The organism is Proteus sp. G2669 (genome assembly GCF_009915245.1).
GTDB lineage: Bacteria > Pseudomonadota > Gammaproteobacteria > Enterobacterales > Enterobacteriaceae > Proteus.
Genome location: NZ_JAABLX010000013.1, coordinates 22,482 through 34,333, shown reverse-complemented (window position 1 = coordinate 34,333; position 11,852 = coordinate 22,482). Strand labels below are relative to the sequence as shown.

Here is an 11,852-nt window from a genome sequence, read left to right as displayed (position 1 = left end):
TTTGCTTATAGCATTAAGACTAATGTTAAAACGATAACCTGACTAGCAATTCTGTTATTCCATTATAAATAAAATAAAAAAAGCGACACATCTCGAAAGAATATGTCGCCTTTACACTGTAAACTGAAGAGTATTATTCGTTAATTAAAACCGCAGAAATAAATGGTTCTTCTTCTTTGCGTAATGTCATGATTTCACAGCCGTTATCAGTAACGACTAAGGTGTGTTCATACTGTGCAGACCAGCCCCTGTCTTTGGTTTTAACAGTCCAGCCATCTTTCATTGTACGAATACGGTAATCACCAGTATTAACCATAGGTTCAATGGTGAATGCCATCCCTTTTTGTAACACCACACCACTATCATCTGCATCATAGTGGAGGACTTGTGGCTCCTCATGGAATCCTTCGCCGATACCATGGCCGCAGTATTCACGAACAACAGAAAAATCATGCCCTTCAACAAATTTTTGAATAGCTTTACCCAGTTCACGTAAGCGAATACCTGGTTTTACCATTTTAATTGCTAAATATAGGCTTTCTTGGGTGATGCGACATAAACGCTCACCTTGAATGGTCGGTTTTCCTACGATAAACATTTTTGAGGTATCACCATGAAAACCGTCTTTAATAACAGTGACATCAATATTAACAATATCACCATCTTTAAGGATTTTTTCTTCGCTAGGAATTCCGTGGCAAATAACATCGTTAACAGAAATACAAACTGATTTAGGGAAACCATGGTAGTTCAGACAAGCAGGGATTGCTTGTTGTGCATTAACAATATGTTCATGACAAATACGGTCTAATTCAGCGGTATTTACGCCAGGTTTTACGAAAGGTGCGATAATTTCAAGAACTTCTGCCGCAAGACGACCTGCGACGCGCATTTTTTGAATATCTTCTTCTGTCTTGATTACAATAGCCATTTGAGTTCTTCGTCTAGATTAAGGCCACAATACGCATGACATAACACAAGTTGGTTGTTTCATATTTTGTATTGCAGGTTAAATGAATGATGATGAGAAATAATTCTGATTACCATTTATGATATCAGCAGAAAGTAGGCATGCCAATAAAGAGGATGTGTGTAATCTGTCTAATATCGAGAATAATTACGAACATTACGCCTTCTGAATCTGATTGTCTTTACATATTGCGCTTTTCTCTTTGGCTTTTTTTATAGAGATTTGATATTAGAGCAATATTCATAGTAATCACTTTAATAATCTCTTTTTTTCTCTATTTAATATCGCCAGTTTTATGTCAAATTCGCCATTATCAAACACAAGTAATAGTGGTTTCTTAAGGTTATTTATGGTATAAAGCGCGCCGGAGTTCTGTTATTGCATCACATCTAGAGCAGTAACAGTAAATCTGAACATTCAATTGTGTTAATTACACACACAAATCGGCACATAACGCCGGGGTGCTCTTATGTAAAGGTTAAACCTTTACAGCTGATGAGTCGGTCGTATGGGATTTGTGGACGAAATAACCCCAAATTTAAATTTATAGAGGTCTAAAATGGCAACTGTTTCAATGCGCGATATGCTGCAAGCCGGTGTTCACTTCGGTCACCAAACTCGTTACTGGAATCCAAAAATGAAACCATTCATCTTTGGTGCGCGTAACAAAGTTCATATCATTAACTTGGAAAAAACTGTTCCAATGTTCAATGAAGCTCTGGTTGAACTGAACAAAATTGCTTCTCGTAAAGGCAAAATCCTGTTTGTTGGTACTAAGCGCTCTGCCGTTGAAGCTGTTAAAGAAGCAGCAGAAAGCTGTGACCAGTTTTTTGTAAACCACCGCTGGTTAGGCGGTATGCTGACTAACTGGAAAACTGTTCGTCAGTCAATCAAACGCCTGAAAGATTTAGAATCTCAGTCTCAGGACGGTACTTTTGACAAACTGACCAAGAAAGAAGCGTTAATGCGTTCTCGTGAACTTGGTAAGTTAGAAAACAGCCTGGGTGGTATCAAAGACATGGGCGGTTTACCTGACGCTCTGTTTGTTATCGATGCTGAACACGAACACATTGCTATCAAAGAAGCAAACAACCTGGGTATCCCAGTATTTGCTATCGTTGATACTAACTCTGATCCAGATGGTATCGACTTCATTATCCCTGGTAATGACGATGCAATCCGTGCGGTTAAATTATATCTGACCGCTGCAGCTACAGCTGTTCGTGAAGGTCGTTCTCAAGATCTGGCTGTTCAGGCTGAAGAAGGCTTAGTCGAAGCTGAATAATAAGGCATGCTCGTAAGAGCCCTTATTTAACCAGGTATTGCTATATATTGGTTAGGGGGCCTCAATAGGCCCCCTTTACACATCTGCTATGAGAACATCTATGGCTAGTCCATAGAAAAGTCGAGGAAGAAACAAATGTCTGGAATTACCGCTGCATTGGTAAAAGAACTGCGTGAACGTACTGGCGCAGGCATGATGGAATGTAAAAAAGCGCTGGTTGAAGCTAATGGTGATATCGAATTAGCAATCGACAATATGCGTAAATCAGGTCAAGCAAAAGCGGCTAAAAAAGCAGGCCGTGTTGCTGCTGAAGGTATCATCCTTGCAGAAGTTGCTGCTGATGGTAAATTCGGTGCGCTGGTTGAACTGAACTGTGAAACAGACTTCGTTGCTAAAGATGCTGGTTTCATCGCTTTCGGTAAAGAAGTTATGGCTACTGTATTAGCAGACAAAACTGATGATATCGAAGCTCTGAAAGCTAAATTTGAAGAAGCTCGTACTGCATTAGTTGCTAAAATCGGTGAAAACATCAACATTCGTCGCGTTGCTGTATTAGAAGCTGAAGAATTAGGTACTTACCTGCACGGTGCTCGTATCGGTGTTTTAGTTTCAGCTAAAGGCGCTAACGAAGAACTGATCAAACACATTGCTATGCACGTTGCTGCAAGCAAACCAGAATATGTTCGTCCTGAAGATGTTCCTGCTGACGTTGTTGAGCATGAGCACCAAATTCAGATGGATATCGCAATGCAATCAGGTAAACCACGCGAAATCGCAGAAAAAATGGTTATCGGTCGCATGAACAAATTCACCGGTGAGATTTCTCTGACTGGTCAGCACTTCGTAATGGAACCAAGCAAAACTGTTGGTGAACTGCTGAAAGAAAACAATGCTGATGTTATCAACTTCGTTCGTTTCGAAGTAGGTGAAGGTATTGAGAAAGTTGAAGCTGATTTCGCAGCAGAAGTTGCTGCAATGAGCAAATAATAACGCTTAGCGTTAATAGAGCCGCCTAATGGCGGTTCTGTTTTGTTTTAATCTCCACTGACCGTTTGCTTTTTTTTGTTAAAAAGAGAAGCTATCTAAAACCTCCAATTAACTAATCTGCTTAGGACAGAACACCATGGCAACCAATGCAAAACCCGTATATCAGCGAATTTTACTAAAGCTGAGTGGCGAAGCTCTACAAGGCGCAGAAGGTTTCGGTATCGATGCGAGCATACTTGATCGCATGGCTCAAGAAATCAAAGAACTCGTTGAATTGGGTATACAAGTCGGTGTCGTAATTGGCGGTGGTAACTTGTTCCGTGGCGCAGGTCTTGCGGCGGCAGGTATGAACCGTGTTGTGGGCGACCACATGGGAATGCTCGCGACAGTAATGAATGGCTTAGCAATGCGTGATGCATTGCATCGTGCTTATGTTAACGCACGGCTTATGTCAGCATTTCCACTAAATGGTGTCTGTGATAACTACAGTTGGGCGGAAGCAATTAGCTTATTACGCCATGGTCGAGTCGTTATTTTCTCGGCTGGTACAGGCAATCCATTCTTTACTACCGATTCAGCTGCGTGTTTACGCGGTATTGAAATTGAAGCTGACGTTGTATTAAAAGCAACGAAAGTGGACGGCGTTTATTCAGCCGATCCAACCAAAGATCCTGATGCAGTACTTTATGAACAACTAACTTATCAGGATGTATTAGAACGTGAATTGAAAGTCATGGATCTTGCTGCATTCACATTAGCCCGAGATCATAATTTACCTATCCGCGTATTCAATATGAATAAACCGGGTGCATTACGTCGGGTTGTAATGGGTGAAAGTGAAGGAACTTTGATTTCTCACGCTTAATACACAGAGACAACGGTATAATTTGGCGTTAACATCAAGAGTACGCCAATTCATTTATGTCGATATAGTTTGATATCGACTGGAAGATAACCAGTTCCCAAGGGTTTATAACGTGATTAATGAAATCAAAAAAGATGCTCAAGAACGCATGGATAAAAGCGTTGAAGCACTAAAAAGCCAGATTAATAAAGTTCGTACTGGTCGTGCGTCTCCAAGCCTTTTAGACGGTATTGTAGTGGAATACTACGGAGCGCCAACCCCATTAAACCAAGTTGCTAACGTTGTTGCAGAAGATGGCCGTACACTGGCAATTACGGTTTTCGACCGTACTTTAGCTCCAGCTGTCGAAAAAGCGATTATGGCATCAGATTTAGGTTTAAACCCTTCATCTGCTGGTACGATTATTCGCGTTCCACTGCCACCATTAACAGAAGAACGTCGTAAAGACCTAATCAAAGTTGTTCGTGGTGATGCAGAACAAGGCCGTGTTTCTGTTCGTAATATCCGTCGTGATGCTAACGATAAAATAAAAGCATTACTGAAAGATAAAGAAATCAGCGAAGATGATGAACGCCGTTCTCAAGATGACATTCAGAAATTAACTGACATGTTCATTAAAAAAATTGATGAAGCATTAGCACTGAAAGAAACAGAGTTAATGGAATTCTAATTTTATATCTTTTTTTGATAATGCCGCTTTTAGCGGCATTATTTTTGGTTATTTATTTGAAATTTCGTGCTTAATATCTTCTTTTTGTCACATTATTTATTAAAGTTTTCATCTTTCTCCCTCATTTACCTTGTCATACTGATATAATTCTCTTTAATTAAAACGTTGTAGACATACTGATTGATTAATAAATGAAACAAATAACTATATTAGGCTCAACAGGGTCTATCGGAACGAGCACACTTTCCGTTATTGAAAATAATCCTGGTGAATATCAGGTTCTTGCCCTAGCAGCAGGAAAAAATGCAAATAAAATGGCGCAACAATGTGTCACTTTTCAACCTAAATATGCTGTGATGTCTGATGAACAAAGCGCAAATCAGCTTAGACAGTTACTCGCCAATACATCCTGTAAAACAGAAATCTTATCCGGCTCCCATGCAATTAATGAGATAGCAGCACTCGATGAAGCTGATCAAGTCATGTCTGCGATAACCGGTGTTGCTGGACTAAAACCAACACTTGCAGCTATAGAGAAAGGTAAAAGAATTTTATTAGCCAATAAAGAATCACTGATAACCAGTGGGCGTCTTTTTTTTGATGCGGTGGCTAAATATGGTGCAACTGTATTGCCGATTGATAGTGAACATAACGCGATTTATCAAAGTTTACCTAAAGCTATCCAAGAAAATTTAGGCCATGCATCTTTAGCTGATGAAGGCGTGACCAGTATATTACTAACGGGTTCAGGTGGACCTTTTCGTTATACTCCGTTAGAAGAACTAGAGGCAATGACGCCAGACCAAGCTTGTGCACATCCAAATTGGTCGATGGGGCGAAAAATCTCAGTTGATTCAGCAACAATGATGAATAAAGGGTTGGAATATATTGAAGCTCGCTATTTTTTTAATGCTTCAGAAGAAGAAATGGAAGTAATTATTCACCCTCAATCCGTTATTCATTCAATGGTTCGCTACCGTGATGGCAGTATTATTGCTCAAATTGGTGAACCTGATATGAGAACACCGATTGCGTACTCAATGGCTTATCCTCATCGTACTCAATCAGGTGCAAAAGCATTAGATTTTTTTGAGATTCAATCGCTAGAGTTTATTCGTCCAGATTATCAACGTTACCCTTGTTTAGCACTTGCCATTGAAGCATCTAAGCGTGGGCAAGCGGCAACAACAGTGTTAAATGCGGCTAATGAAGTCGTTGTTGATGCTTTTTTACACGAAAAAGTGAAGTTTACTGATATTGCTAAAATTAATCGCAAAGTTGTTGAACATTTTGACCTATCAGAGCCTCAAAGTATTAATGATGTTCTAGAAATTGATAAATTAGCCAGATTAGAAACTCATCAGATAATCACTCAATTTGTATAATGGTGATTATATTTAATATAGGGTGTTTGTTCGTCTTTCTGGCTAATGGTATAGTTGCCGAATCACTAAAGACAATAATGAAAATTAACAGTTCATTACTAAAGCTACTGCTTTAGCAACTTTGAGGCTTTGCCAAAGGCCGTGGGTGACACGGTTTTTTTTTGTGCATGGGTTATCCGAAGAGGACTGTCTGTATCAGTATCAGATTAGCAAAGGGTTAAATTGAGTGAACTTATCCAGTGACGATTCATCCGCATCAAAACCAAAGCATGTTGCTATCATTATGGATGGCAATGGACGCTGGGCTAAAAAGCAAGGGAAACTCCGAGTAACGGGGCATCGCGCGGGAATTAAAGCAGTTCGGGATGCGGTTAGCTTTTCCGTAAAACACAAAATTGAATCACTGACGTTATACGCATTTAGTAGCGAAAACTGGAATAGGCCTGAGCAAGAAGTCAGTTCTCTCATGGAATTATTTGTCTTCGCCTTAGACAACGAAGTGAAAAGCCTACATAAACACAATGTTAAACTTACGGTTATCGGCGATATCAGTCGTTTTAGCCGTCGTCTACAAGACAGAATTAAAAATTCTGTTGCACTAACTGCGAATAATACAGGACTTAATTTAAATATTGCCGCTAATTACGGTGGACGATGGGATATTACTCAAAGCGTAAAACAATTAGCGACCTCTCTCTCAAAAGGAGAAATTAATCTCGAAGATATTAATGAAAATGCCATATCTTCACATCTTTGCTTGCATAATCAACCTTGTGTCGATCTTGTGATCCGTACAGGTGGTGAGCATCGCATAAGTAATTTTCTTATTTGGCAGATAGCTTATGCTGAGCTTTATTTTACACAGGTTTTATGGCCTGATTTTGATGAACAAGTTTTTCAGAATGCACTAGATGCTTTTGCTAAACGGGAAAGACGTTTCGGTGGTACTACATCAGAAACAGATACTATAAATCTGGGAGGATAACTTGCTTAAGTATCGTGTCATCACCGCATTAATTTTAATCCCTATTGTTATTGCAGCACTATTTCTACTGCCTCCGGCAGGTTTTGGGTTAGTGATTATTGCAATATCAGGCTTAGCAGGTTGGGAGTGGGCGCAATTTATTGGCTGGCATTCTCAAGGTAAACGTATTGCAACAGGGATGGGTTTTGCTGCATTGTTGTTAATTATGCAGTTATCTTTACCCAATTATGACCACCTACTCGACACTCCAATGATAAAAAATGGTTTGTGGGCTGGTTTAATTTGGTGGGTAGCCGCAATTTTATTAGTTGTAAGTTATCCTAATTCAGCCAATATGTGGAAAAATTCAGTTTTTATTAAGCTATTGTTCGGTATATTGACGATTGTTCCTTTTTATTGTGGCATGATGGCATTACGCATGTTGGGGTATAGCACTGATACTTACACAGGCGCATGGTGGTTATTGTATGTCATGATATTAGTTTGGGCTGCTGACTCTGGTGCTTATGCATTTGGACGCTTAATGGGGAAACATAAAATGGCCCCTAAAGTGTCGCCAGGTAAAACCCTTGAAGGGTTGGTTGGTGGATTGATTACTGCTGGTGTGGCTTCGTGGTTATTTACCCATTTTGCACCCGTAATTGAAGTTCCCAATAATTTATTATTAATATCAGGTGTTGTTGTCATTGTATCGGTATTTGGTGATCTGGCTGAAAGCATGTTTAAACGTGTTTCAGGCATAAAAGATAGTAGCCAATTAATACCTGGGCATGGTGGTGTGCTTGATAGAATTGATAGTTTGACTGCAGCTATCCCAGTTTTTGCAGGATTGGTCTTCCTGATTTCTTCTGGCTTTAAACTATAAAGGTAAGTAATGGGTATCCTGTGGAATCTTGCCGCATTTATTATCGTTTTAGGTATTTTGATTACGGTACATGAGTTTGGGCATTTTTGGGTAGCTAGGCGTTGTGGGATCTATGTTGAGCGTTTTTCTATAGGTTTCGGAAAAGCTATTTGGCGAAAGGTAGATAAACACGGCACTGAATTTGTTATCGCATGGATACCTTTGGGTGGCTATGTAAAAATGTTAGATGAACGTGTTGGTGAGGTTCCTCCTGAGCGACGTCATCTAGCTTTTAATAATAAAACGGTAGGGCAGCGAGCTGCCGTTGTTGCTGCAGGACCTATTGCTAACTTTTTGTTAGCAATCGTCGCCTATTGGATTGTTTTTATGATAGGTGTTCCTGCATTAAAACCTGTAATTGCAGACATTCGTCCGAATTCTATCGCAGAACAAGCAAAATTAACGCCTGGAATGGAACTAAAATCCGTTGCAGGTATCGAAACGCCTGATCAGAACTCAGTTCGTTTAGCATTAGTCAGTAAAATTGGTGCCAAAGAGGTTTCATTCGTTGTATCAGATCCAAATTCTCTCTCAGAGAGTGAGAATATACTGAATTTACAGCAATGGAATTTTGATCCTGAGAAACAAGATCCCATCTTATCTTTAGGGATTATGCCTGTTGGCGCGAGATTGGACTCGAAAATTGTTGAAGTAACGGTGGGTTCTGCTGCTGAAAAAGCAGGTTTACAGGCAGGGGATCGTATCGTTACAGTTGATGGTCAGCCAATTGATACATGGCATCCATTTACTTATTTTGTTCGACAAAGCCCAAATAAAACATTGGCGCTTCTAGTTGAACGCAATGGCTCGTCATTGGAATTAATGATTACACCGACAGCTATTGCACTGAAAGACGGCACTGAAGTAGGGCAAGTTGGTGCGCAATTACAAGTATTACCTCCTGATGAGCAATACTTGATAATGCAACAATACAACCCATTTTCAGCACTGTATGAAGCTTCTGATAAAACATGGCAGTTGATGGGTTTAACTGTCAAAATGATTGGCAAGTTAGTGGTTGGTGACGTCAAACTAACTAACCTTAGTGGACCTGTTTCTATCGCGAAAGGCGCAGGAATGTCTGCTGATTCTGGGTTTGTTTATTATTTGATGTTTATGGCGCTTATTAGTGTCAATTTGGGGATCATTAACTTGTTTCCCCTGCCTGTCTTAGATGGCGGGCACCTGCTTTTCCTGGTTATCGAAAAGATAAAGGGAGGGCCGGTATCTGAGCGTGTACAAGATTTCTGTTATCGTATTGGTATTATGGCACTGATGCTTTTAATGGGACTTGCACTTTTCAATGATTTCTCTCGCTTATAATTGGTAAGCAGGGACCGGTTAGGAAAACACAAAACAACGATGGCGATGAAAAAGTTGCTTATAGCGTCGCTGCTGCTGGGCAGCGCCACTGCATACGGTTCAGACGGATTCGTAGTTCAGGACATTCAATTTGAAGGTCTTCAACGCGTCGCCGTTGGTGCAGCATTACTGAACATGCCTGTCCGGGTTGGAGACTCGGTTAGCAATGATGATATCAGTCGAACAATCCGTTCGTTATTTGCGACAGGAAACTTTGATGATGTCCGTGTTCTACGTGACGGAAGTACATTAATTGTTCAAGTAAAAGAGCGTCCAACAATTGCCAGCATTACTTTCTCTGGTAACAAAGCAATCAAAGAAGATATGCTAAAACAGAATCTTGAGGCTTCTAATATTCGTATCGGCGAAACGCTCGACCGTACAATGTTAGCGAACATCGAAAAAGGGCTTGAAGATTTCTATTATAGTGTTGGTAAATATAATGCAACTGTAAAAGTGGTTGTTACACCTCTTCCTCGTAACCGTGTTGATTTAAAACTCGTGTTTGCAGAAGGTGTATCAGCAACAATTCAGCAAATCAACATTGTTGGTAATAAAGCGTTTTCTACCGCTGAGCTCGTTAACCGCTTCCAATTACGTGACGATGTGCCTTGGTGGAACTTAGCTGCGGATGAAAAATATCAGAAACAAAAACTAGCTGGTGACTTAGAAACATTAAGAAGTTTCTATCTCGATCGTGGTTACGCTCGTTTTGATATTGAATCAACTAATGTCAGCTTAACGCCAGACAAAAAAGGAATTTACATTACCATTAACCTGAAAGAAGGTGATAAATACACGGTAGAAAATACCGAAATCAATGGTAATACGGCAGGCTATACCAAAGATATTGAAGAGCTTATCCAAATTGCTCCAGGCTCTCTTTATAATGGCGCACAAGTGACTAAAACAGAAAATGATATTAAAAATCTGTTAGGTCGTTATGGATATGCCTATCCTCGTGTTATGACTAACCCTGAAATTAATGATGAAAATAAAACGGTTAAACTGCATGTAAACGTAGATGCAGGAAACCGTTTCTATGTTCGCCAAGTACGTTTCGCAGGTAATGACATCACGAAAGACTCTGTTTTACGCCGTGAAATGCGTCAAATGGAAGGTGCATGGTTAGGTAGCGATTTAGTTGAACAAGGTAAAGAGCGTTTAAATCGTTTGGGGTATTTCGAAACGGTTGAAACAGAAACGCAACGTATTCCGGGTTCACCTGATCAGGTTGATATTGTTTATCGTGTAAAAGAGCGTAACACAGGTTCTCTTAACTTTGGTGTCGGTTTCGGTACTGAAAGTGGTGTGAGCTTCCAAGTGGGGGTTACTCAAGATAACTGGTTAGGTACAGGTAACGCAGTCGCGATTAATGCGAGTAAAAATGATTACTCAACTTACGCAGAATTGTCTGTTACTGACCCATACTTTACCGTTAATGGTGTGAGTTTAGGTGGTCGAGTTTTCTATAATGACTTCCGTGCAAATGATGCTGATTTATCAGGTTATACCAATAAATCTTATGGTGTAGATGGTACGTTAGGCTTCCCAATTAATGAATATAACTCAGCCCGTCTTGGCTTAGGCTATACTCATAATGGTCTGTCACGTATGGAACCTCAGGTTGCTATGTGGCGTTATCTTGAAAGTATGGGTGAAAACCCAGGCTTTGATAAGCGTGAATCCTTTAATGCTGACGACTATACTGTCAGCCTGGGTTGGACCTTTAATAACTTAAACCGTGGTTTCTTCCCAACTTCGGGTGTGAGAAGTAACTTAAGTGGGCGTGTGACTGTACCTGGCTCCGACAACAAGTACTACAAAGTAACTTGGGACGGTATGGCTTATTACCCAATTAATGAAAAAGAATCTTGGGTAACCCTGTTTAAAGGCCGTTTAGGCTACGGTGATGGGTTAGGTGGTAAAGAATTACCATTCTATGAAAACTTCTATGCCGGTGGTTCTGGTACAGTTCGTGGTTTCCGTTCAAATAACATTGGTCCTAAAGCGATTTATCTTGATGCAAATGGCAAGCCAAAACCAGGTGAACCATCAAGCGATGCAATCGGTGGTAATGCTATGGCCGTGGCAAGCTTTGAGCTGATCACACCAACGCCATTCGTAGATGATAAATATTCATCTTCAGTTAGAACGTCGGTGTTTGTTGATGCGGGTACAGTGTGGGATACCAATTGGAGTAGTACAAACTCTGCTTGGACCGCAGGTATGCCTGATTATAGCCGTGCAAGTGATATACGTGTTTCAACGGGTGTTGCGTTACAATGGTTATCACCGTTAGGTCCGTTAGTATTCTCTTATGCTAAACCAATAAAAGATTACGAAGGCGATAAATCAGAGCAATTCCAGTTTAATATTGGTAGAACGTGGTAGCGATGTAAGTAAGGTTGATGCCTGATTCACTTTGTTGAAAAAGGC

Annotated in this window: 10 protein-coding genes; 9 read left to right on the top strand and 1 reads right to left on the bottom strand. The window is 40.3% G+C overall.

Annotation, left to right across the window (positions count from 1 at the left end; genetic code table 11):
- Positions 1-133: 133 nt before the first annotated feature.
- A complete protein-coding gene (gene map, locus GWI68_RS03235; protein WP_166539367.1) occupies positions 134-931 on the bottom strand; it encodes a type I methionyl aminopeptidase in 798 nt (265 codons plus the stop codon).
- Between the two features lie 598 nt (positions 932-1,529).
- Between map and rpsB the strand changes: the two genes are divergently transcribed.
- From rpsB to bamA, 9 genes are all read left to right on the top strand, one after another.
- On the top strand, positions 1,530-2,255 hold the full coding sequence (rpsB, locus tag GWI68_RS03230; protein ID WP_036934040.1) for a 30S ribosomal protein S2: 726 nt from the start codon (positions 1,530-1,532) through the stop codon (positions 2,253-2,255).
- Between the two features lie 135 nt (positions 2,256-2,390).
- Entirely contained in the window at positions 2,391-3,242 is an 852-nt protein-coding gene (gene tsf / locus GWI68_RS03225; RefSeq protein WP_109409066.1) for a translation elongation factor Ts, read from the top strand.
- A 136-nt stretch (positions 3,243-3,378) separates the two neighbouring features.
- Positions 3,379-4,107: a UMP kinase gene (gene pyrH, locus GWI68_RS03220; protein ID WP_166539366.1), complete on the top strand. Its 729-nt coding sequence runs from the start codon at positions 3,379-3,381 to the stop codon at positions 4,105-4,107.
- A 112-nt stretch (positions 4,108-4,219) separates the two neighbouring features.
- Positions 4,220-4,777: a ribosome recycling factor gene (gene frr, locus GWI68_RS03215; RefSeq protein WP_166539365.1), complete on the top strand. Its 558-nt coding sequence runs from the start codon at positions 4,220-4,222 to the stop codon at positions 4,775-4,777.
- A 191-nt stretch (positions 4,778-4,968) separates the two neighbouring features.
- A complete protein-coding gene (gene ispC, locus GWI68_RS03210; protein ID WP_166539364.1) occupies positions 4,969-6,162 on the top strand; it encodes a 1-deoxy-D-xylulose-5-phosphate reductoisomerase in 1,194 nt (397 codons plus the stop codon).
- Positions 6,163-6,388: 226 nt separating this feature from the next.
- The gene (ispU, locus tag GWI68_RS03205; protein ID WP_072070008.1) at positions 6,389-7,147 is read left to right on the top strand and encodes a (2E,6E)-farnesyl-diphosphate-specific ditrans,polycis-undecaprenyl-diphosphate synthase; all 759 of its coding nucleotides are present in this window, start codon (positions 6,389-6,391) and stop codon (positions 7,145-7,147) included.
- A gap of 1 nt (position 7,148) precedes the next feature.
- Complete coding sequence (cdsA, locus tag GWI68_RS03200; protein ID WP_166539363.1) at positions 7,149-8,012, top strand: phosphatidate cytidylyltransferase; 864 nt, start codon at positions 7,149-7,151, stop codon at positions 8,010-8,012.
- Positions 8,013-8,021: 9 nt separating this feature from the next.
- Positions 8,022-9,374: a sigma E protease regulator RseP gene (gene rseP / locus GWI68_RS03195; protein WP_109409061.1), complete on the top strand. Its 1,353-nt coding sequence runs from the start codon at positions 8,022-8,024 to the stop codon at positions 9,372-9,374.
- A 39-nt stretch (positions 9,375-9,413) separates the two neighbouring features.
- Positions 9,414-11,807: an outer membrane protein assembly factor BamA gene (bamA, locus tag GWI68_RS03190; RefSeq protein ID WP_166539362.1), complete on the top strand. Its 2,394-nt coding sequence runs from the start codon at positions 9,414-9,416 to the stop codon at positions 11,805-11,807.
- Positions 11,808-11,852 lie beyond the last annotated feature (45 nt).

Coding starts and splice junctions, on each gene's coding strand:
- map (WP_166539367.1), bottom strand. CDS start 931: ATGGCTATTGTAATCAAGACAGAAGAAGATATTCAAAAAATGCGCGTC.
- tsf (WP_109409066.1), top strand. CDS start 2,391: ATGTCTGGAATTACCGCTGCATTGGTAAAAGAACTGCGTGAACGTACT.
- pyrH (WP_166539366.1), top strand. CDS start 3,379: ATGGCAACCAATGCAAAACCCGTATATCAGCGAATTTTACTAAAGCTG.
- rseP (WP_109409061.1), top strand. CDS start 8,022: ATGGGTATCCTGTGGAATCTTGCCGCATTTATTATCGTTTTAGGTATT.
- rpsB (WP_036934040.1), top strand. CDS start 1,530: ATGGCAACTGTTTCAATGCGCGATATGCTGCAAGCCGGTGTTCACTTC.
- ispC (WP_166539364.1), top strand. CDS start 4,969: ATGAAACAAATAACTATATTAGGCTCAACAGGGTCTATCGGAACGAGC.
- bamA (WP_166539362.1), top strand. CDS start 9,414: ATGGCGATGAAAAAGTTGCTTATAGCGTCGCTGCTGCTGGGCAGCGCC.